Raw genomic sequence first — 22,095 nt, 5'->3', positions numbered from 1 at the left:
TGCCGGCGAACGGCCCGGGCGGCAGGGTCGTGGTCGCGGATTCCCGACTGGTTCTGGTCGCAGTGCCACTACGTCACCCGCAGGTGGTGGTGAGCGCGGGTGTGCCTGACGGTGCTGAAGGACGTCGAGCCGAGCGCCACCCTCTCATCTGCAAGGCCCCATACCGACGTGCCCATCGTTGGTTCGTCGCGGCGGGCCGAGGTCCGCACGACGCCGGCTCACTGGCCGCCCGGCACGCGTCGCACTCGCGATGAGCCGACCTTTCGCTTGCGTAAGGCCTCATCTGCGGGCGCTCCGCTGCCCTCCGGCCCACCCATAGCCGCCGATGTCCTCAGCCTGGCGCCGCGCCCGCCGCGCCGCGCCCCGCCCGCCACTCGGCGCGACACGGCCAGCCGCGGTACGTGCGGCTTCTACTGGGCTTTGAGCTTTGATGTCGTCGTGGTGGTGTGCCAGTGGTACGCACGAGTCCGGTGGCGGCGAGTGCAGGTGTCAGCCGTGGCACCCAGACATCGTGGCGGGAGTACCAGCCGGTCCCGATACGGCCCTCTGCACCACCACGTGTTTGTCGGCCAAGGCGCAACAGGTCTGATTCTCCCGCCGTTGACAACGCGGTGTCGGCAGCTCTCCGTGCCGAGTCACTGTGCCCCCCACGTGGAGAACCAACTCGACTTCTGGAGGGTCGCCGCTCCGGCGGTGGAAGGCGGGGAAGACCTCACGCACATGACAGCAACACAGGCGAACTCAGGTGATCAGCTCAGCGTCCCGGGGACATCCACTGGATACATGTGCCCGGAACGTGCTTGTGGGCCGACAACGCCCACCTCCCGGATCTGCCGGGACCGGGCCAAAGCGGCCGGGCCGCGCAGGCCTGTTGGTGTGCGGTCAACGCATCCCCAATTCGTCGCCCTCGTCCGCACCGAGGCCCGTTTCGAGCACGGTCACCCGGCCGAACGCCCCGATCAACGCAGCCTGACAATCTCCCATCCAAGTAGGGTGCCAGGCTTGATCAGGAACGGTCTCGGGCCCGGATCACCGCACCGTCTCCCGTGCGGCACTCGATGACGTGCGAGAGCATGCTCGCGTATGACTCGAACGCCGGGAAAACCGACTCAATGCCCGGCCTGCCGTCATGGCAGTCGTCCATGACGTCTTCATCACACAGGTCGACGATCCTTCCATCGTCAGGGTCGCCCAAGTTGGCACCCAGAATGTAGTTGACGCCAGTTGTGGCGCACAGGACCGGGTAACACTCGGCTCCGTTCCTCAGCAGGTCGCGTTCCTCATCTTGCAGATAGCCAAAGAAGTTGTCCTCGTACCAAAGATCGATGACGTCGCCGATTTCACCCGCGGAGTGATCCGCGCGCGGGTTCCAGTGGTCGAAGCCGTCGAATCGGACCTGGACGTCGGGACCGGGTCCAGACAGTACTTGCCGGACCTTCCGCAACCACGGCGGCAGGACCACCACATTGCGCAACTCCAAGTGGTCAAGCAGCACGTCATCATCCCGGTAAAAGGACAACCGGGGAAATCGCTTCACGAACCCGCGTAGCGCCGCTTTGTCCTCCTCTGGCAACGACGAACGGTCCACCCAGCCGACGGCCTCGTCGGCCGACCCCATCACGCGGTGAGCCGCATAGTCGAAGCTGTCGTACATGATGTCCAGGATATGTGCGGATGTGTCGGGTGAGTCGATGTGTGGACGGTCGGGCACGGTACACCTATCCCGTAGATCATCTGGATGTTGAAGAGCACTTCACCGCTGCGACACCCGTGTGGCGTCCACCGGGCCAGCACTACCATCACACGAATCGACGTTTGCATCCAAGCTGCGCGTGGACCTACAGGCGAGAAGCCATCCGCAGTCCATGACAATTGCTCAGGGTCTGGGGCCTCGACCTCGACAAACGGCGGCCGACACCAAGAGCCTGTCCGCACTCACGCCACCCGCGACAGCACCACAGTCGACTGGAGCCGAATCACCGCCTTGAAGACCACAGCCTGGATACGGGGAGTACTCGCCGGAGAACGATGCGGGGGCACGGAAGGGCGCATTGGCTTCATCCTGGTCGGGCGATTGGGCTTGGCCAGGCATGGCTGTTGCCATTCTCGCGCCACACCGGTGGGCTGACCTGCCCTCACCCCGGCGGGCCGCCCCCTCCATCCACGCGGAGCACAAGGCGGTCACGCAAGTGCCGCATGCGTTCAGGGTTTGTCCCATGCTGTGACCGGCAGATGTCCCGCGGTCTCGGGGCCGACGCCGAACAGCTCCAGCAACGCGGGGGCAGCTGCCGAACGAGCGGGCCGAGCTCGGTGTCGAGCTCGGCGATCTCGGTGTACAGGACAGTCGAAACGTCAGTCAGTCGGTGGGTCGGAGCCACCCGCAGCGTCACCACGAACATCATCACTGTCGGCCGTCGGTGTTCCCCCCGGCGGTGATTTCGTGGACGTGTTCCGGGTGCTGAGTGTCGGAGAGGTAGTGCCGCGCGGATGGTTTGCGGACCTGCTCGGCGAAGTACCGGCGGGACAGCCAAGCGCGGAGCCTGTGCGAGCGCCGGACCTCGCGTCGCACGCCATGGCCGTCCACGGCCGGTTCCAGGACGAGGGGTTCGTGCTGCTCGTGGGCGGTGAGGCGGTGGCGCGCCGCCGGGCGCAGGGGTTCGTGGACCTCGACGAAACCGCCGTTCGCAAGCTTCTTGACGACCCCCGTCTCGCGGCCGTGCAGGATCGTGTCGCGGTCGCGCAGTTGCAAGCCCTTGCGCAACCGTACGGTGACGACGTCCGCGGGTTCGTTCATCGGGATGGCTCGCCGGGATCGGCCCTGAGCACCGTCACGAGCCTGCCGTCCGTGGTCGTTCGGCAGACGTCCCCTCGACATGCCCGTCCCGCAGCGACTCCTGGCGGTTGGGGTCCTTGAACCACCAGGTGAACGCCCCTGGCTTGCGCCCCTCACGCGCCAGCTCCTGGAGCGTGGCCCGGCACGCCTGTTCCTTGATCATCGCGCCGAGGCGGCCATCGATGAGAAACCTGTTCGCCGTGTCGTCGCGGGATGCGAGCTGGGCGGTGGCCGCGTGCCGGCCCAAGGCGATGCACTGGCCGAACAGCCCCACGTTCAGGACGTGCGGCGGCGTACCGGCGATCCGGGCGAGCACAGTATCGGCGGCGTGCGCGCCCAGCGGACGGGCGGTCTGGCAGCTCATGCGCAGCGGCAGGTCCGACGGTGCCGCCGCGTCCCCGGCCGCGACGATGCGCACGTCGTCCACACTCGTCAGCGTCTCGTCCGTGATCAGGCGGCCCATGGCGTCGGTGGTCAGTCCGCTGCGCACCGCCAGATCGGGCACACCGAACCCGGCCGTCCAGACGGTCACGCCGCTCGGCACCTCAAGCCCGTCGGCAAGCCTCACGACATCGCGCGTCACCGACGTCACTGTCGTGTCGGGGCCGTCCAGCACCCGCACCCCGAGCTTCGCCAACTGCCTGACGACCGAGCGCCGCCCCCGCGGATGCAGGTACGGACCGAGCGCCCCACCGCACACCAGGGTCACTTCGCGGCCCGACTCCGCCAGTTCGGCCGCCGTCTCGATACCGGTCGAGCCTGCCCCGACCACCGTCACCGCGACCGGCGAGGGCGCGTCGTCGAGAACCGACCGCAGCCGCCGCGCCGCTTCCAGCGTGGCGATCGGGTAGGCGAACTCTGCCGCCCCGGGCACGGCTGGCCGCGCGGCGTCGCTGCCGACCGAGTAGACGAGATAGTCGTAGCCGACGGCGCCACCGCCCGCCAGCGCCACCCGACGCTCGGCCGCGTCGATGCGCTCCACCGTGTCGACCACCAGCCGGACGCGCTTGCCCAGGACCTCCCCGTAGTCGGCGACCGCGTCGTGGGATCCGCCGACCAGTTGGTGCAATCGCAGCCGCTGGACGAAGCTCGGACGCGGATTGACCAGCGTCACCGTCACGTCATCGCGCTGTGTCAGCCGGTTCGCGGCCATAACGCCCGCGTATCCTCCGCCGATCACCACCACATCGTTGTTCCCGACCATGGGGCTCCTCCGTTCCTGCGGTCTGATCCCGAGACACGCTGGGCCCCACATTTGTGACATGGAGTGACTCACATCACACATTCCGGTGGACGCTCAGGATGTGAGTGCCCGCCTCGGCCGCCCGGACCGCATCACGGCTGCCTTCGTCAGCCCTGCGCACACGGACCAGCCCGCCCGTAAGAGACACGCCGTTCCGCACGCCCACGATCGGCGGTTCGCGGAGAGGTGACCACACGCTCCGATCAACCCAAGAACGACCCTTGTGACCCAGGGAGTTGGCATTCGGGCTGCAGCGGCCGCGTTGCACGGTGCGGCAGAGAGAGGGAGCATCGGGACCGTGCCCCTTGCGAGTTCGCGAGATTTGGGTTTCTTCCAGGGAGAACCCGAGGTCCGAGGTGGCCATGACCGATGCGGGCCCGTGGGTACATGGCGAACACGCGGGACCGGCTTCGAGATTGGCCTGGAGATGCCGGGGGCCGAGCCCGCGCAGCGGATGTCGGCCTTCTCGTCGATGCCGAAGCCCAGTGTGCTGTGGAGCGGGTCGTCGCCGGCCGCCTGGCCTCCCACGTTGGCCTGACTCCGGTGCCCCGCGACTCCGGCCGCGGCACCGGCTTCCGCCCAGCCGGCTTGACTTCGTCATTGCGATTCCTTCCCGGCCACTCGGATCCCTCACAGGCGCCGAGCACGCCCGGGGGTCCGTAGCCAAACGGCCCGAGCGGAGCAAACCTGGAATTCGCAGTGTTTGGTGGTGCGTTGGTGGATGCCGGGAAGTCGTTGCATACCAGCGGCCCAGCAGCCCGCTTGGCGATCGTCGCTCATGGCACTGGGTAGGTGGCGCGAGGGAAGCGCGCGGGCCGGGTGACGATCAGACGGTTGCCCAGCAGCGTCACAGCGATGGCGTCGAGAACGAGGAGAACCTCAATGAAGACCGCCCTGATCACCGGCGCGACTGACGGCCTCGGTCGGCACGTCGCAGTACGCCTCGCGAGGGCTGGCACCCGCGTCGTCGTACACGGCCGCGACGCCGGCAAGGCCGAGCGCGTCCGCGAAGAGATCGCCCAGGCCGGCGGCCCCGATCCCGTAGTCGTCGTCGCGGACCTCGCCGACCTGCGCGCCGTCGACGTGTTGGGGGACGAGGTGACCGATCACATCCCCAGGCTCGACGTGCTGGTGAACAACGCAGGCGTCGGATTCGGCGCGCCCGGCGCCGGCCGCGAGGTCAGCCGGGACGGCATCGAACTGCGGTTCGCGGTCAACTATCTCGCCGGCCACCTGCTGACCCGCAAACTGATGCCACTGCTCACCCGGTCGGCCCCGGCTCGCATCGTCAACGTCGCGTCCCTCGGGCAGGCCCCGCTCGACTTCGCCGACCTGCAGACCGAGCACGGTTACGATGGCCGCGTGGCGTACTGCCGCGGCAAGCTCGCACAGATCATGGACACCTTCGACGTCGCCGACGAGCTGCGCGATCAGGCGGTTACGGCCAATGCGCTCCATCCTGCGACGTTCATGGCCACGACGATGGTCCGTGAGGCCGGCGGCACGCCGATGAACACCGTGGAGACCGGCGGCGACGCGCTGATCCGGCTGGTCGACGACCCGTCCCTGAACGATGTCACGGGCCGTTTCTTCGACGTCCGGCGCGACGCCAAGGCCGAGGCCCAGGCGTATGACCCCGACGCGCGCCGCCGCCTGCGCGAGGCCGCAGACGCGCTCATCGCGGCGGCCCTGCGAGGGTGAAGACAGGCCCCCAGTCAGTCCCGGGACGGCGGGAACGGCTGGGCCTTCGTGTAGCCGCACCGGCCGCGGGTCGCCGCCTCATTCCTCCACCTCGTCGAGCCGCTGTCAAGCGTGGGGAACGCGCCGCGAGCAGTGCCGTGAGCGCGGACGATTTCGGAGATGGTGGCTTCACCTCCGGTGCGTAACGCGTGGTTCCGCTCCGCGCCCACGCAGTCGACCTCCGGCGTCGTACCGTAGCGCTGGGCCCAGAGCCGTCGCAGGATCTGCACCGCATCCAGCTCATGGAGAAGACGGGCCCGGTCGGCCGTGGATGGCGGCGCGACTCCGCCTCCCATGGACGGCGCGAAGCCGACGCCCGGTTCATCGGCTCGTGCGTACCCGCCGTCGTCAGTTCAGCTGTTCGGCAGGGGAAGCGCGGCAGCCGCTGTTGCGCGGCTCTCGTCGACGCTTGGTGCAGCGGTGATCGACGCTGCCGTGTCGAGGAGTTCGGTGAGGGAGCCGGGGAAGTCGGGGAGGAGACGCGCCGCGACGGCCCACGATTCCACGGAGTCGCCGAGCCGAGCCGCGATCAGCGGCCGGACCTCGGCGTCGGCCATCAGAGGCAGGGCGGCCCTCACGGGACGGGCCTCGGCCATCAGTTCCGCGGCGTCGAGGCGGTCGCGAACGGTCCCGCGCAGGCGCCAGGGCAGGTCGTCGATGGACCGGTGGATCAGGGCACGCAGCAGTTCCGTGGGGCATTCGTCGTGCTCGGCCAGCACCTCGAGCGTGGCGGTGTCCAGAGGCTTGTGCGCATGTCGCCGCGCGATGGCGTCCCAGGGAATGGGGCCGACCTCCTCCGTGACGCGCTGCATGCGCTCGCCTACTGCCGCACCGCCCTTTCCGATGAGGTACGCGGCAACAGCGTTGGGGGTCAAGGCGTCCGCCAACCTGCCCCGGAGGTGCGCGAGCCCGTCGGGCCGCGCGAGCGCCTCGCGGGCCGTGGTGAGCGTCCGCGGGGGCAACGGGTGCTTCGCGCTGCGCCGCCGTGGGAACTCGGTCTCGTCCAGGAGGGCTTCCACCGCGGCGGGACCTTGTCGCTCCCACAGCCTGACCAGCAGCCGCAGGCGGGCGACTTCGGTGTACACCTTGGCCCGGCCGAGCAGGACCCGCACCAACGTGGCGTCTCCGGAGTACACACAGTCGAGCAACCGCGTCCGGACATCGCTGAGTTCGTAGCCGGAAAGGACCATGTCCACCACGCGGTCGGCCACCGGGACTTCGCCGTGTCGGTCGGCGCAGCGAGGGCGGCCGGCGAGGATGCGCCTGCGCTCGGCGACGGGGAGGCGGCCGTATTGGAAGAGCAGGGCGTTGACCTCGGGGTCGTCGAGGTCCAACAGGAAGTCGCGGTCGGCCCCGGCGGGCGCCGAGGCCGCCCACCAGACCGCGGCGTCCGGGTACACCGTGAGGAGCGCGTCCCGGGCCTTCGTGCCCAGCCGGGCGTACCGCAACAGGTCTTGGACCGCCCGCGGGTCCAGGCGCGGGACGAGGGCGATCGCCGCGTCGTCGACGGCCGCGGACAGCAGAACGGTCAAAGCGGCGCGTGCCCCCTCCGGAGGGCGTCCGGGCATCTCCGCCTGGGTGCGGTGCGGCCATACCGGGTCGGGATGGCTACGCGCACGGCCCACAGCGTCGGCGACCAGTGCGGTACATGGGCCGCGGAACCGCGGCGCCTGCGTGTACAGGTGGATCCACGCGGCAGGATCGGCGCCGAGCGGTGCCACCAGCTCGGCAAGCGCTGCGGCCATGTGCGGTTCCGGGGCATCCTCGTAACCGATCGCGGTCAGCACCTCCAGAGCGGTCCCCGTCTCGTGGAGGACGCGCTCGACGGGGAACCAGCCTCGTCGCAGTCCGCGTCGGATGGTCTGCGGCCGCAGCTCGGAGCCGTACAGCTGTTGCGAATGCCGGGTGTCCAGCGCATCGAAGGGCAGCCGACTCGTGTCGGGAAGCGAACGGGGCTCAGCGCGGTGGAGATCCGTCAGCAACTCCGCGGGGCAGTCCTCACGTTGTGCGAGCGTCTCCAGCGCGCGCGTCGGCAGCGGGTGTTGTCGGTGTACCGCAGTGATCGCCGACCAGTCGACCGGCGCGGCCAGGACGGCACTGTCGCCGGTGCGCAGCGCCAAGAGCAGTCTGGCGCTCGGCGTCAGGACGGGCGCGGAGGCCGGTGCCGGATTCGCGGATGCGTCGGCGGGTTGCTCGCAGTCGGACGCGGTGAACGCCGGGCCCAGGTGTTCGCGAGCGACGGCGGCGAGTCCGGCGAACGGCGCAGTGAGGAGGGGAAGCAAGTCGAGCGGGTCCTGGGGGGGATTCCCGAAGGAGCGCGGAGACCAGCCCGTCCGGTGCGTGCCATGCCGGATCCGCGGGGTGCCGCACAGCGGAGAAGACCGCGGTGAGGACGGTGTCGCGGGCCGAGTACCCGGTACCACCGAACGACTGGCGCTGTCCTGCCGTGCTGCGGTGGAGCATCACGGCGATGGATGGATCGTCCAGCTGCGCCAACGCATGGATGACCTGCCGCCCGAGGGCATCCGAGCGTACGGCAAGTGCACAGTCGGTGAGTGCCAGGGCGAGTTCGTGATCGTCGCCCGCCTGCGCACACAACCAGTCCACCACCGGTCCGGTGTGCGGAAGTTCGTTTCGGCGTATTGCAGCACGTGTCTCGTCGGGCATCCGCGCGTACAGCGCGGCGAACAGGGACGGATCGGCGAATTCATAAGCGAATCCCGGTGCGGAGGACATGCACAGCAATTCTAGCCCGCCGGTCCATCACCCCCGCGAGCCGCTTGCGGTCGTGTCTGCGACAGTGTCACCGGTCAGATTGGCTTCGGTCCAGTCAGCAGTTTACGGCCCGGTTGCAGACACGATTCCGGAGGCCTCGTGTTCCACCTGTGCAGTCAGCCAACGATGTATCGGCGATCGGCGACCTACCGGGCCGCGAACGCGGCCCTCATCAGACACCAGGCGTCCATCGGCCTCGCCCAGGCATGCAGCGGGGCCCTTGATCGCCTCGGTCGACGGGATGCGCCTCATCGTCCCGGTCCGTCGCGGCAGCGACTCCACGAGGCGGTTCCCGACCGCGTCGCCATGATCGAGGAGGTGGGGGGACGCCTACGCGAAGACCCGCGGACTTCCACGACCCCCGACGGCGTCAGGCACTGACGTCAGGCCTTTTCGCTGCCGCCGGGCCGGTGCTCCTGGGGTGCGGGAGTTGCTGCCGACCCAGGAGCCGACCGCACGGGGCCGGGCGCTGATCGCCGTCGGCGACGTCGACGCGGGTGTTGTCGCGGGTCACGGCGTGGCGGAGAAGCATGCCGATCTGATGATCGGGGTTCTGGTCGGCGGCCGAGGTGCGGGCGTGGCGGATGGCGGTGCTTCACATCCGAACACCTGTGAAACACCCGGGAGTCGGCGACACGCACGGTACGTTTGGGCAGGCACACGCCGCTCAAGCGCAGAAGAGCAGAGACGGGAGTGCTTGGTCGATCCAGTCCCAAAAGGGCTCGCCGGGACGCTCGGAGGTGCCGTTGATGCTCGACAGCGCGACCCGCGGGATGTCATGGGGATCGCGATCGCCCATGTCCAGGAAGTAGGCCTCAGCGGCGGAGTCACACGTACAGAACCGTATCCAGCGGTCGAATTCGCCGTTCACCGCGCGGGCGAAGTCCTCGTCGCGGTCGTAGTCGGCGGGATCTTCCCCCTCGTAGTCGGCCAGGGTGGAGGCGCCAAGCGTCGTGGTGAAGTGGTCCAGTCTCAGGTCGAAGTCGAACGACGTGAGGCGGGCATGCACTGCGGCGAGGTCGCGAACGCCTCCGGGGAGCGGCTCATCCATCAGGGGGACGACGGCGGTCTGGTCGAGGCGGGTCGGGGCCGTCCCCCACAGCACAGTCAGGGAGTCCGACCCCGTGTACGGCGCCAGGTCCCTCAGGTCGCGCGGCAACTCCCTTGAACGATCGGAGAGGTGCAGATACCCGAGCAGGTACCTGTCGTTCATCGCGACGAGTGCCAGACCCAGCACTTCCGCGCGCAACATCGTGAGGAAATCCGGGCATTTCCCGGCGACCGACGCCCACACATGTTCCAGTGCGCCGACGAGGCCGACGCCGCCAGGTATGCTCCACGGAGAGTCCGCCGCGAACGGGGCGTCGTCGCCGCCGACCAGTAGCAACCCCCGCAGTTCGGCCGTCTCCGCTGCCTGAAGGGTCCCCGACCACTCGTGCCCGAGCAGCGCCAGCCGGGTCTCGGACCGCAGCAACTGTTCGACGCCGTCGTGGTCACCGTCGGCCAGCACTGTCCGCCACCTGTGGTTCGTCTCCTTGATATCCATTGGTAGTTGGAGGCGCGGGCCCCTGCGGGCCGTTTCCTCTCTCCCCTTTCAATCCGTACGTGCCGTTTCCCACACACGGCTTGCCAATGATCTTGGACGTCGTTCACCGACCGGCGCGGAACGACACCGTCGTCCGCGTATCGAAGCAGCTCACCGACACCGCGCCCTGGGGGTCCCGGCGACCGTCCGCCGGACCTCCCCGCCTTGTTGCACGCCAGTCATTGGTACTACGCGCCGCTCGGACCCCCGCTGCCCTCCCGACGACTTCACCTCGGCTTGTACGTCCGGTCTTGCCCGACGTCAGGCGTGGTCGACGCACCATGATCGCGACCCTAACCGCCGCGCTCGACCTGGTCGACCTCGCCGCTGTCGACAACGCCGCCGGCACCGACGAAGCCACACCCTCCTGGCCCCGCAGGCGGGGGTCGTCGGCGCCGTCGAAACACTGCGCGCCGCGCAGCCACGAGGTGTTCGTCCTCGTCCCGAGCAAGTGGGGCGCCCCGTACCGCTCCATCCTCGACGGCGCCATCTGGGAAACCGCCCGCGGCCGGGTCTGTCGCAGCCTCGGCCTCTGTTCTGAACCCGGACCCGGACCTACAGCCGTGGTGCGCCGACCTTGACGGCGCATACCGGTGCCTGGCCGACGGCATCGCCAAGAACCTGCATGTGCGATTCGCCGGGCGGCTTCCCGTGCGCCGTCTTGCGCGTCTCGGGCAGCTTCGGTTGGTGTCCTGGGTGCGGTCTTATGCGTCCGCCGCGTCCAGCCGGCGCGGAGGGCTTGCTTCCTCGCCGCTGCCATGCGGCAGGTCGCGCTTCCGAGTCTGCGAACCCGGCTTCTTGGTGATGGCCTTGTCGACCGCCGCATCCGCCTCGGCGAAGAGGCGGCGGTAGTGCTGTTCGCGGGCGTCGCCGGTCAGGCCGCTGCCCTCGCTGTCGAACATCACCGCCACCTCGGTGTCGGGAATGCCGCAGTATTCCGAGATCCCCCGGAGCAGCGGGCCGTCGAGCAGCCCGAACACCAGATCCGCGTTCTTGTCCTGTGCGGTGATCCCGGCCAGGCCCAGCCACAGCATCCGCTTGCCCGCCATCAGGGAGTCGGTGCGCCCGTACGCGAGACCGTGGTTCCACACCCGGTCGAACCAGCCCTTCAGGAGTGCCGGGAGCCCGAACCACCACACGGGGAAGACCGGAATGACGATGTCGGCGGCGTGCACGCGGCCTATGTGGGCGTGCACTTCGGCGGAGTAGGTCTTGTCGGGATCGCCGTAATCGGGCTCGTCCGCCGGGCGGTTGCGGGGGTCGAAGCCCTCGGCGTGCAGATTGAGCAGGTCGACGCGGTATCCCGCGGCCCGCAGCCGGACCGCGCAGCGGTCGGCGACGGCGGCGGTCAGGGAGTCGGAACGGTGGTGGGCGACAACGATCAAGGCGGTGCGTGCGCGCTGGGAACGGTCGTTCTCGGTGGCGGCCTCGTGGTTCATGGATCCAGTACAGCCGCAGGCCGGTGGACGATCCATAGGTGAAACACGGGCATACCTTGGTGTGCGTCTACACTCCCCGTATGGACCCCTTGAGCGACATGCTCGGCGGCATTCGAGCCGAGGGCGCGTGGGTCACCCAGACCGTGCTGGAGCCGCCGTGGGCGATCCGCTTCACCGACGGCGCACCGCTGACCATGCTGACGGTGATCCGCGGAGGCGGACTGGTGATCCTGGCCGACGGCACCGAACTCACGGTACGTGCGGGCGACACCGCGCTGGTGCAAGGCCCGGCGCCCTTCCACCTGGCCGACAGCGTCGGCACGATGAACCACCCGCACAGGACCTACGAGATCGCCTGCCTCGATACCGACACCGGTCCCGCCCGGACCGCAGGCCCCGGCACCAGCGACCCCACCACGGTGATGGCGGGCGGCTACCGTGCCACCCGCACCCGCCAGGAGCGGCTGCTGCGCACCCTGCCCCCCGCGCTGGTGCTGCACGAGAACCATCCCGACAACGTCCTGTGGCTCGGCCTGGCCCGGAACGCGCTCACCCGACGACACCTGCCCGGCGGAACCGCCCTGATCGACCGCGTCCTGGACACCGGACTGGCCTGCACCCTGGGCTGCTGGTTCGAACAGGCGGGCGCCGACGCCCCGGGCTGGTACCGGGGAGCCATGGACCCCGTCGCGGGCCCCGCCCTCGAAGCCATCCACGGGCACCCCGGAGCGCCATGGTCGGTGGGCTCGCTGGCAGCCGAGGCGAACGTCTCGCGGGCGCACTTCGCCAAGCGCTTCACCGAGGTCATGGGCCGGCCACCGCTGAGCTACCTGACCGACTGGCGCATGCACATCGCCGAGGAACTGCTCTCCGACCCCGATCACAGCGTGGCGGACGTCGCCGAGGCGGTCGGCTACCGCGACCCGTTCGCGTTCAGCACCGCGTTCAAGCGCCTGCGCGGCAAGACCCCAGGACAGTTCCGCCGCCCGGCACCTCGCCCGCGCGCGGGCACGAACCAACGAACCAGGACGGACCGTTGACCTCCGCCACTGCCCGCCTCGACGGCCGACCACCCCGACAAGGTGGCCGGCCCCCCGCGTTCATGGCCGCGGCAATACCGTCAATTCTTCTCGGCAGTTGCAAGTCCGTTGACCACCAACCGCCTCCCGAGACCGTCGACAAACACTGTTCTGGACATCAACGGAGCCACCAAGGACTTCGTCAACCGGCTACGGTCCGTCTTCGCCCGCCACTGGTCGCAGCGGCACCGTGAGGATTGCGGCGAGCCCGCCGCGCAGGAGTGCCGGGACTTCCCGGCCCACTTCGAGCTGCGCGCGGCCTCCCTCGGCGTCTGAGCAGGCGACTTCGGCACCCGTGCGTTCACGAGCACGCTCGCTCGACCGAACTTGCGGTTTGGGGCCGGGAGCCCCTCCTTGCAGTCGGTCAAGTCACTCTGAGCCGACGTCAGCGAATTGGGGGCACGCGGAATCCCGGTCGTGTCGCCAATCGTGTTGTTGGCATCACAGCAGCAGCCGGTCGGCCCACGGATGCCGTCCGTAAGCCTGGGTAATGGCGTGGATGAGCCAGTGTCGCTGATCGTCGGCGAGCGTGGGCAGGGCTGCGTCGAGGTCCGCTTGGTCCTTGGGACGCGGCTCCTTGGCTTTGTAGAAGAGCTGCACCTCCGGCGCGAGGTAAGGGATACCGTCGGCGGACATCAGGCCGAGCGCGCCGATCGGACGACGTACTCGGGGATCACGGCGCGACACCCACTCCTCGCCCTGGGCTTCGTCGAGCAGGATCTGGATGCGCCAGGGGCTGCCTGGCTGTGGCTGGCACCAGACATCATGAACGCTCTCAGGGAGAACCTCGCCTGATGCCCACGGGCGCAGGCTCCCCGGTGGATCGGCGGCCCACCACTTCCAGTCCGGCAGAGCGTGTTGAACAGCGAGCTGGTCGCGCCGCAGTAGCAGAACGTCAATGTCGCCGTGATCTCGGGTCCGGCGGCCCACCGCGAGTTCAATGGCGAATCCACCCGCCACCCACCAGGGGGTCTTCAGGTCGCCGAACCGGTCGGCGACTTCGGCAAGGGACGCGGGTTCCCATCTGTTCAAGGGGGTGTGCCCGTAGGTCATGTCGTCCCCTCTTCCGCGACCTGCTTCGGTGCGCCGATGGCCTACCGGAGTCAGGTGGTGGCTCGGCGAGGCCAGCACCGATCGCGGCCGGCCTCGCCGCCGCCGCGGAGCAGAAACTCGCCGTCATGCGCGACCTCGCGGACCGACACAGCACCGTTCAACTCGGCCAACCCGACTTCCGCGCCGCCACCGGGTGGGTTTCGCGGTGTTACGGCTTCCGGGCCGACACATCCGTCGGTGCGGATATACGGGCGAGAGCCTACTTCGTCATTGTTTGGGACTTCATCTGCCGTGCGGCGGCCTTCTTTTCTTCGACCTTCCGGAACGTGGTTGCTCCCGATACAGGGCCGGAGTCGCCGAGGCCTACATCAAGAGGACTGCCTTTCGTCTGGGGCGCCGTACTCGTATTGGTCAAGCCCTGGCTCGCTGTTTCAGCGGGTGAGTTTGGTGAGTTGGTGTCGGAGTCACTTATGGTGGTTCCCCCTGTCGATTCCGTAACGGAGAGGCTGCCTCAGAGTAGACCTGTCGTCGGTGCGGCACAATGCCGAGGGCCGCATGCGCGATGAGCAGGCCGGCACCGGGGAGATGGTCTTGAATCATCCTGGCAGCAGGAACATCGTCGATGCTGCCTGGGCCTGTATCGAAAGTGCTGGTCACAGTCCACACGTTGATGGCCGCTACGAGGAGGGTTGCCTCGTGGCGCACGGCAGGCTTGTCGTATCGGGTAGCCACAGGGCGGTGGCGCCTGAGGCGATTGATGCCGCACTCGACAGCGTGGCGCTCGCGGTAGTCCGTCGCGTCGAAATTCGGCGGTCGGCCTCTGCCCGGGCGGGGCACCCGGATGAGCTCGCGCACGGCTTCGGACTGCGGGGAGTCGCCTCGCTGCCCGACTGTGATCACGAGGGACGTGGGGCGCAGGCCCTGCTCGACGGCTGGGTGCAGCTTTGTGGTCAGCCCTCCGCACGAACGCCGAGGCCATGGTCGGTCGGCTCGGCCTGGACACCGCCGGGCGGCTCCTTTTGGAAGTCCTCCATTTCGCGCCCCGGCGGCTGCTGGGCCGCCCGGCACACCGTGGAGTCGAGTTTGACGTCCCAGATGATCAGGTGCTTCGCGTCCGCGCGGGCCCGCAGTGTGGCGAAGATCTGCTGCCGGGTGCCTCCCGCTGCCGGCGACGGAACAGGTCGTACGACCGGCCCCAGGGGCCGTACTCGGCGGGCATGTCCCGCCGCGGGATTCCGGTTCGGCCCCCGGAACCGTATGCCGTCGATCAGGCGCATACATGTCCATGCCGGCGGCCGTCCCGGCTTCTTCCCAGGGGCAACAGCGGTACCAGCACCCCGCATTGCGCGTCCGTCGGATCTCCTCGCGACACGAAGCGAGATCATCACACACTCAAGACCCACATCGTGGACCCGCTCCTCGTGCGCGTGAGCGAAGCACTGCGTCGTCGCCCAACACGTCGATGGGAGAATCGGGTCATGACATCCGGTGCCGGCGACTTCGAGCTGACCACGGACGAGCTGCGCGTCGTGGTGCGCTACGTGGCGGAGAGCGCTCAGGAAGTCCTTCCTGTGTTCGAGGAGAGAGTTCCCGGTGATCCTCGGCCTCGCGCAGCCATTGATGCTGCCTGGGAGTTCGTCAACGGGGCGAGAAGGACCAAACTGCAGCGCGTTGCCGCCTTGGACGCACACCGCGCAGCAAAAGCAGCACCCACCGAAGCCGCACGTCTTGCCGCGCGCGCCGCTGGAGACGCCGCAGCCGCCGCGTATCTGCACCCCATCCCGATGGCTACCCAGGTTGGTCACATCCTGCGCGGGGCCGCGTGCGCAGCGCGCGTGGTGGAGTTGTGTGCAGGCGACGATCCCAACGTCGGAGACGAGCTACTCGATCAGGCGGGGCAGCGCGCCTCGCCGGTCCTCATCGACGTTCTCAACCGGTATCCGCTCGTACCAACAGGCAAGAGCCGCGTTGCCCACCTCATGAGCAGTTTGGACGCTTCCCTGCGCGCATCGCGGTGACTCATCACCTTCAGGAACGTCACCGATGCTCGTGATCCACCGAGCTCACGAACCCCGCGCAAACTGCAACTTTCGATACACAGCCTAAAGTTGGTGCAGAAGTCTGTTCGGGGGCGTGATCAGCCGTTGGGTGGGCGGGGTTGTCACTGTGTCTCGGCGGTGTTGTGGAGGTGGGCGACGGCTTGCATGGCATGGTGGAGGCCGGCGCCTTTGAGGCGGCAGTCGCGGAGGATTGTCCAGTTCTTCAGGTGGGCGAGGACGTGTTCGACGCGGGCACGTACGTGTCGCTGTGCGGCGTTGCCGGCTTCCTCGCGGGGCAGTAGGGCCCGGTTCCTGCGTCTGCGGTGCGGCACGACGAGGCCGGTCCCGAAATACGCGCCGTCCACCGGGACCACCGTGCCGGCGCACAGGGCGTCCGGGCCGGTGGCCCGCCAGACGTGGCGGTCGGCGGTGGTGCCCGGGACCCGTCGGCCGGTCGCGGCCACGAGCCGGGTGTCGGCATCCACGACGACTTGCACGTTCGCGCTGAGGCGGTAGTTGCGTGAGGACGCGGCGACGCTGCGGTCCCGGACCGGGGCGAGGGTGCCGTCGGCGATCCGCGGCCGACTCCGGACAGGGCGCCGCCTCCAAGAAACCAGCGGGACCGAGCCGCCGCACGACCCGGCACACCGTCGCGGTCGACACGCCGAACCGCGGCGCCATCTGCCGCATGTCAGGTTCGTCCGCAGATGGACCGCGACCAGCAGCACCCGACAGTCCAACGGCAAACACCTCCACCCACACCTGCCCAACGCTCAACACACAGTGCGCGGTGTGGCGGTTGTCTCGTTCGCGCTTGCGCGGCCCGTGTGATTGGACCGCGGCCCTGGCTCCCGGTAACACCCGGAGCGGACGGTTGTCCCCCGACGACGTCCGGGTCGTCATGGCCGGGTCGTGAATTCCCGTCTCGCACAGCCCGATCACGCGGCTCGGTAGGCGATGACAGTGCCTGTCAGTAGGCTTCCGCGATGCTTGATGCCTACGACATCGAATTCCTGTACAAGCGGATCGCGGTGGCGGTCTGGGGTGGGTTTGAGGAGCAGGAGAAGGTCGAGAAAGGGGTGGAGCGTGACCTCGGGGTGGACGACCACGCGCTCGTCGGTGAGTTGAAGGCCCACATCAGGCGGCAATTCCGGGATCACCGGCGACGCGAGGCCCGTTGGCGCGAACCCATCACGACGACGCCATCGACCGATCTTTCGACGAGCTGAATGATCGCGGCATCGTCGCACTCCAGAACGCGGGTGACACCATGTCCGATGGCTGGACCGATGTGTACGAAGTGGCGTCGACCCGCTCGGCTCCCGCACGCGGCGCGGTCTTTTACCATGGCCAAGACCTTGACGCCGACGTAGCGGGCGAAGGCCTGAGGCTGGCCTTCGGCGCGTTCGAAGACGATCTGGCGAAGCGCGACGACCCCGGCGCGGAAATCGCCCGAGATGTGCGCGACGTCCTGACCTCTCATGGTGTCCGTGTGAAGTGGGACGGCGCCGTGTCCAGCCGCATCGAGATCCCTCCCTTCGCCTGGCGCAAACGCCGCTGGACCGCGGCTCCCCAGCCTCGGTCGGCTGGTTCGGTGTGTCCGCGTTGAGCCGGGGCCGTATCCGTCCGGGTAGGTCGGAGCAGTGGGGAGAGTACGGCCGGGCATGTCGACACGGTGGCAGCGGCGAGAGCGGGGCGAAGTCATCGGCGCGGATGTCGGAGCCATCCGACCACTTCAGCGAACACAGCCCGAACCCGCCATGTGCCGCATGGTCTCAGCTGCCAACGATCTCGGCCCGGCCACCTGATGTGTCAGACCCCGACCCGAGCGTGCCCGGGCGGACGGCCGGGGGGAGTGCGGGCCCGCCCGATGTGAGGGATTCGTGAGGGTCCCTCCCCCGGCGCGCGTCTGTCGGAGATCCTTACGATCGGCTCCGTCGGTAGTCAGCCGCCAATTCATCGGCAAAGGAAGCGGAGCCATGTCCATCCGATCACGCCATTCACGAGCCGCGGTGCTCGTGCTGCCGGCGTTGCTGCTCGGCGGCCTGCTGCCTTCCGCACCGGCCGCCTCCGCCGCGCCAGGTACTCCCGCCGTACCCGAAGTCGGCTCGCCTCCCAAGATCAACCTCGTCCTCGACCTGTCCGGCTCGATGAAGGCCGATGACGCGGGCGGGCAGACCCGTCTGGCCGCTGCCAAACAGGCCGTCGGCCGTATCATCGACACCGCGCCTCAGGACGCCCCTCTCGGCGTGCGGGTGTACGGCGCGAGCTACCCGGGCGAGGACACAGCACAAGGCTGCGCCGACACCGGTCAACTGTTCCCCGTCGGAGCGATGGACGCGGCTGCCCGGGCATCGGCGAGCCAGAAGGTCGCGGCCCTCGACGCGGTCGGCTTCACCCCGATCGGTGTCGCGTTGCGCGCCGCCGCCCAGGACCTCGGCACCGACGGCCCGCGGCGCATCGTCCTGATCTCGGACGGCGAGGACACCTGCGCACCGCCGCCACCGTGCGACGTCGCCAAGGAACTCAAGGCCGCCGGAATCGACCTCGCCATCGACGCCGTCGGCTTCAAGACCACCGGCGCCGCCCGCGACCAACTCAAATGCATCGCCCAGGCCACCGGCGGCTCCTACGCCGACGCCGACAACGCCGAGGCCCTCACGGCCAACCTCGGCACCCTCTTCCGCAGGGCCTGGACGACCTACCAGGCCACCGGGACACCCGTCAGCGGCTCGGTCAACGGGTGTTCGGACGCCCCGCTGATCACGCCCGGGCAGTACCTCGACGGCTTCACCGGCGGACGCGACCTCTACTACAAGGTCAAAAAGCGCCCCGACCAGCAACTCCAGGTCAGCGCGACCGCGATCGCCGAGAAGGGCTACCCGCGCGGCTCCGGCATCACCGTCCAGGCCGGCACGATCGGCGACGGATCTCCCGACGACTGGCTGCGCCAGTACGAGCAGACGCCGGGCTGGACGAACAACATCTCCGCGGGAGCGCGCAGCAAGCCCGGCGAGGCCGGAAAGGCGCCCGCGCCGGACGACATCGGCTGCATCATGATCGAGAACAAGATCACCAACGCGGGCAATCCGCCCCTGCCCGTCGAACTGCTGGTCGGAATCGCCGACGACTCGACCGCGAAGGCCGGCGAGACCGTGCCGCAGCCGCGCACCGGTCCGGACGCCGTCGGCGGGTTCTCGTTCAACAGCGCCACACCCATCGCACCGGGCGCCTACCGGCAGTCGATCGCGGTCGGCGAAGCACCGTTCTGGCGCGTGGACCTGAAGGCCGGTCAGCAACTGACTGTCACGGCGGGCGTCGAGATCCCGGCGGACTTCCCCAACGGCACAGCCACCGGATGGACCGTCAACGTCTACAACGCGACGCGTGAACTGACCAAGTGCAACGCCGTCGACTCCAGGGTGACCAAGCTGTTCACGCGACAGACCGGCCGTTTCGAATGGGTCTGCGGCCCGTGGCAGGTCGCCAAACCCGAGGACGCGGGCGGCCTCGACCCCAAAGGCTACGCGGTGCCCGGCACCTACTACATCCAGCTCCAGGTCGCCGAACCATCGGACCAAGCCAAAGGCGTGATCGTGCCGATCGACCTCGCCGTCGACATCACCGGCGCCCCCCGGCCGGGCAACGACCCGGTGTTCGCCTTCGACGGCAATGCGGGCAGCGGCGCCCCCGGGAACACGTCCGATGCGTCCGGCGTCGCGACCGGCGGCCAGGCCACCGGCGGCAACGGCGCCGGGCAGACCGAGAACGGCACCGACCTGCCAGGCGAGTCGGCCTCGTCGAAGGACGACAAGTCAACCGCGAGCCAACTCGCGCTTCCGCTGGGCATCGTCGCCGCCGTAGCGCTTCTGGGCGGGGTCGGCTACTACGGCCTCCGCCGCCGCTGACACACGGCCACCGGGCCGCTTCACCGACAAGGGTGCGGTGCCGCCATCACACCCCGCTGCTGTTCGACTGGGCAACACTGGGGCGAATCTGCGGTCCGTCGAGCCCGGGATGCGAGGCGGCTCGCCTGCTCCAAGCCACCGAACACCCAACAGCCGGGCACCGCCTTCTCGCCTCCTGTCGGTGTCGACGATGCCGACAGGAGGCCCGGGTGCGTTGAGCGCCAGTGCGATGCTGCGGTGAACAGCCCGCCTGTCGGAGGGGGTTCGACCTGGTCGAGCTTTCTCTTGACGGCTTCGACTCATTCCTTCACCACAGCGAAGACGGATTCTCCGGTCGACCTTCTCGCCGGTTTCAAAGGATTTCGCGAATCGCAACCCAATGCACGGCTTGCCACGGCGGGTGAGTCCGAGCGTGGCACAAGTAGATCCAAGCAATGGAGCGGGCCAGTGCTTCAAGATCGATGACGGCGCCTCGCCCGGCGTCGGTACTGCGCGACAGGTGGCATTCGAACTCATGCTTCTGCACGGGGAGTTCGACGAGTTGCGGCGGCGTCACCGACCGAAGGGAGCTGCGTTGTTGCCGGGCCGTCTTGTCGCCGGGACAGTGGACGTCGACGACGGCACGCCCGTCCCCGGGGAACTGCATCTCGTGGTGACGACCCCGACGCAAATCCGTTCGACGTCGCCGACGCAGGACGCGGGCCCTGGACGCGTTCCGCACCGAATGCCCTTCGAGCATGGCGAGCTGATCGAGCGACCAGAGCCCTACACAGCCCGATCAGGCGTCACCCGACCCACAACTATTGACAATTGCTCCCGCCGTCCTCGGCGACGAGATGTTCCGGGAACTCTGCCCGAAGGTCCGCTGCGCCGCATCTCCGGTTCCGTGCGCCCTAACGAGCCCTCTACATCAGTGGTTCCTGCGACGACGGCAACCGGCTGAGCAGCGAGCGCAACTCCGGTTTCGTCGTCGGCCCATGGAGGCGATGTTCCTCCGGATCGACGCCGTCGCATGACCACGTTCGATGCCCCTTCGATCGGTTCGTGTCGGCTCCCGGCGTGCCGGTGCGGGTTGACGTGCCCAAGAATCTCCGATTTGCGGTTTCGACGTGGTCGGGCAGGTCAGGAGAAGGCGGCATGTAAATCTGGTGCCAAGAGACTCCGCCAGGGCCGAGAATGACCGTATGACCGATGCGGTGGTCGCTCAGCACAAGCCGCGGCTCGCGGTGCTCACGGGGGCCGGTGTCTCCGCCCGGTCAGGGCTGCCCGTCTACCGGGGCGGCAACGGCCTGTGGGACCGGAACCCGGACATCTCAAAGCTCATCACAGCCTCCCGCTGGCACGGGAGAGCTCAACAGGCCTGGGACCACTGGAACGAACTGAGGCAGGCATCATCCCTCGCCCAACCCAATCCGGCACACGAAGCGTTGGTTGCCGCCGAAGCCTACTTCGACGTACACATCGCCACGCAGAACGTCGACGGACTCCACGGCAGGGCGGGATCCGGGAACGTCACCGAACTCCACGGCAACGTCTTCCACACTCGCTGCTCTGCGAGGGCATGCCATGCCCGTCATGGAGCCTGGTTCGATGACAGCCTCCACGAGGACATACCCACCTGCCCGCGCTGCGGGCGTATCGCCCGCCTTGACGTTGTCCTGTTCGGAGAACATCTTCTGGCCAGGCGAATGCGCGCCTCGATCGACGCTGCCCGCAAGGCCGACGTATGGATCGCCGTCGGTACCTCCGGAACGGTGTTCCCCGCTGCCGGGCTCATCGACCGCTGTCGTCCTGGCACGCTCCGAGTACTCGTCAACGCCCAGCCGTGGCCCGACAACACCGCGACGTTCGATCGGGAAGTACTCGGCGATGCCTCCACTGTTCTGCGCGATGTGCTCGGTGAGCTCCACGACGCCGTCAGGAACCGGAAACCATCTCATTTGGCTGGATCGGCGTCACGGGCAGCGCCGGAGTCTGGTGGCTGACGCCGCGGTCACGCGGCTGGTGTGCACAGATGTCGTGCCGACTTGATGCCGTCGTGGGTGACTTCGACCGCTTGCGAAGCTGGGCCGAAGGAGTGCCGCGGCGGTGAGAGGGATCAAACCGCGGCCTTGTGGCGGGCTGGTGCGCAGGAATGGGCGCTGGATGCCGCGCCGGCCGGCCATCGCCGCAGGTGGGCGGAGTCGTAGTCCCTGTCGCCGCGGAGCTTTCCCTGCCTGCGTTGTCGTCTGCGCCGAGCGCGGATCGGCGGTATGACCTTCAACTGCCTGTCGGCGACCCGCCGCGCGGAACACAAGTACGCGCGGGTCGCACGAGAGCCATACGCCCGGTCGGCACGAACCCGCGATGGCCGGGTATCGGACGCCCCGTTCCGCACTTCAACGGCGTGCTGGTGCGCTCG

The 22,095-nt window shown here is 68.5% G+C and carries 17 protein-coding genes and 1 pseudogene; 9 read left to right on the top strand and 9 right to left on the bottom strand.

Going from position 1 to position 22,095, the window contains the following annotated elements; all coding sequences use genetic code 11:
- Window positions 1-1,006: 1,006 nt before the first annotated feature.
- The 3 genes from LO772_RS31800 to LO772_RS31790 all read right to left on the bottom strand — a co-directional run bounded on the left by LO772_RS31800 (window position 1,007) and on the right by LO772_RS31790 (window position 4,037).
- Window positions 1,007-1,654, bottom strand: coding sequence for a hypothetical protein (locus LO772_RS31800; RefSeq protein WP_231775487.1), 648 nt, complete (start codon window positions 1,652-1,654; stop codon window positions 1,007-1,009).
- Window positions 1,655-2,401: 747 nt separating this feature from the next.
- Window positions 2,402-2,794, bottom strand: a complete 393-nt coding sequence (locus tag LO772_RS31795) for a hypothetical protein (RefSeq protein ID WP_231775486.1) — start codon at window positions 2,792-2,794, stop codon at window positions 2,402-2,404.
- Between the two features lie 34 nt (window positions 2,795-2,828).
- Window positions 2,829-4,037, bottom strand: coding sequence for an NAD(P)/FAD-dependent oxidoreductase (locus tag LO772_RS31790; RefSeq protein ID WP_231775485.1), 1,209 nt, complete (start codon window positions 4,035-4,037; stop codon window positions 2,829-2,831).
- Between the two features lie 921 nt (window positions 4,038-4,958).
- Here LO772_RS31790 and LO772_RS31785 point away from each other — a divergent pair.
- A complete protein-coding gene (locus LO772_RS31785) occupies window positions 4,959-5,777 on the top strand; it encodes an SDR family NAD(P)-dependent oxidoreductase (RefSeq protein ID WP_231775484.1) in 819 nt (272 codons plus the stop codon).
- A gap of 392 nt (window positions 5,778-6,169) precedes the next feature.
- Here LO772_RS31785 and LO772_RS31780 read toward each other — a convergent pair whose 3' ends face one another.
- Together LO772_RS31780 and LO772_RS31775 are read right to left on the bottom strand one after the other, a co-directional pair.
- Complete coding sequence (locus LO772_RS31780; protein WP_231775483.1) at window positions 6,170-8,098, bottom strand: hypothetical protein; 1,929 nt, start codon at window positions 8,096-8,098, stop codon at window positions 6,170-6,172.
- A gap of 1,160 nt (window positions 8,099-9,258) precedes the next feature.
- Entirely contained in the window at window positions 9,259-10,137 is an 879-nt protein-coding gene (locus LO772_RS31775) for a hypothetical protein (RefSeq protein ID WP_231775482.1), read from the bottom strand.
- Window positions 10,138-10,457: 320 nt separating this feature from the next.
- On the opposite strand from LO772_RS31775, the gene LO772_RS31770 reads away from it, so the two are divergent.
- The gene (locus tag LO772_RS31770; protein ID WP_231775481.1) at window positions 10,458-10,757 is read left to right on the top strand and encodes a hypothetical protein; all 300 of its coding nucleotides are present in this window, start codon (window positions 10,458-10,460) and stop codon (window positions 10,755-10,757) included.
- Window positions 10,758-10,880: 123 nt separating this feature from the next.
- Here the strand turns inward: LO772_RS31770 and LO772_RS31765 are convergent, their stop codons facing one another.
- Window positions 10,881-11,615 carry an NAD(P)H oxidoreductase gene (locus LO772_RS31765; protein WP_231775480.1) on the bottom strand — a complete coding sequence of 245 codons (735 nt, stop codon included), beginning with the start codon at window positions 11,613-11,615 and terminating at the stop codon, window positions 10,881-10,883.
- Window positions 11,616-11,695: 80 nt separating this feature from the next.
- On the opposite strand from LO772_RS31765, the gene LO772_RS31760 reads away from it, so the two are divergent.
- Window positions 11,696-12,655 carry a helix-turn-helix transcriptional regulator gene (locus LO772_RS31760; protein ID WP_231775479.1) on the top strand — a complete coding sequence of 320 codons (960 nt, stop codon included), beginning with the start codon at window positions 11,696-11,698 and terminating at the stop codon, window positions 12,653-12,655.
- A gap of 108 nt (window positions 12,656-12,763) precedes the next feature.
- Window positions 12,764-12,970, top strand: coding sequence for a hypothetical protein (locus tag LO772_RS31755; RefSeq protein ID WP_231775478.1), 207 nt, complete (start codon window positions 12,764-12,766; stop codon window positions 12,968-12,970).
- A 165-nt stretch (window positions 12,971-13,135) separates the two neighbouring features.
- On the opposite strand, the gene LO772_RS31750 is transcribed toward LO772_RS31755, so the two are convergent.
- Together LO772_RS31750 and LO772_RS31745 are read right to left on the bottom strand one after the other, a co-directional pair.
- On the bottom strand, window positions 13,136-13,747 hold the full coding sequence (locus LO772_RS31750) for a nucleotidyltransferase domain-containing protein (protein ID WP_231775477.1): 612 nt from the start codon (window positions 13,745-13,747) through the stop codon (window positions 13,136-13,138).
- Window positions 13,748-14,697: 950 nt separating this feature from the next.
- Complete coding sequence (locus tag LO772_RS31745) at window positions 14,698-15,024, bottom strand: hypothetical protein (protein ID WP_231775476.1); 327 nt, start codon at window positions 15,022-15,024, stop codon at window positions 14,698-14,700.
- A gap of 201 nt (window positions 15,025-15,225) precedes the next feature.
- Between LO772_RS31745 and LO772_RS31740 the strand changes: the two genes are divergently transcribed.
- Window positions 15,226-15,765 (top strand): putative immunity protein, encoded by a 540-nt coding sequence (locus tag LO772_RS31740; protein ID WP_231775475.1) that lies wholly within the window; start codon window positions 15,226-15,228, stop codon window positions 15,763-15,765.
- A gap of 143 nt (window positions 15,766-15,908) precedes the next feature.
- Here LO772_RS31740 and LO772_RS31735 read toward each other — a convergent pair.
- Window positions 15,909-16,535 (bottom strand): annotated as a pseudogene (locus tag LO772_RS31735) (transposase family protein); the annotation flags it as partial.
- A 237-nt stretch (window positions 16,536-16,772) separates the two neighbouring features.
- Between LO772_RS31735 and LO772_RS31730 the strand changes: the two are divergent.
- The 4 genes from LO772_RS31730 (at window position 16,773) to LO772_RS31715 (ending at window position 21,679) form a co-directional block, all read left to right on the top strand.
- On the top strand, window positions 16,773-17,015 hold the full coding sequence (locus LO772_RS31730) for a hypothetical protein (protein WP_231775474.1): 243 nt from the start codon (window positions 16,773-16,775) through the stop codon (window positions 17,013-17,015).
- Window positions 16,964-17,395, top strand: coding sequence for a DUF6891 domain-containing protein (locus LO772_RS31725; protein ID WP_231775473.1), 432 nt, complete (start codon window positions 16,964-16,966; stop codon window positions 17,393-17,395). The genes LO772_RS31730 and LO772_RS31725 overlap by 52 nt, the downstream gene beginning before the upstream one ends.
- Window positions 17,396-17,765: 370 nt before the next feature.
- On the top strand, window positions 17,766-19,694 hold the full coding sequence (locus LO772_RS31720; protein ID WP_231775472.1) for a VWA domain-containing protein: 1,929 nt from the start codon (window positions 17,766-17,768) through the stop codon (window positions 19,692-19,694).
- Between the two features lie 1,184 nt (window positions 19,695-20,878).
- Complete coding sequence (locus LO772_RS31715; RefSeq protein WP_231775471.1) at window positions 20,879-21,679, top strand: SIR2 family NAD-dependent protein deacylase; 801 nt, start codon at window positions 20,879-20,881, stop codon at window positions 21,677-21,679.
- The last annotated feature ends 416 nt before the right edge of the window (window positions 21,680-22,095 follow it).

It is taken from the genome of Yinghuangia sp. ASG 101 (assembly GCF_021165735.1).
GTDB lineage: Bacteria > Actinomycetota > Actinomycetes > Streptomycetales > Streptomycetaceae > Yinghuangia.
The sequence above is the reverse complement of the archived record's forward strand: the minus strand, read 5'-3'. Positions and strand labels throughout refer to the sequence as shown.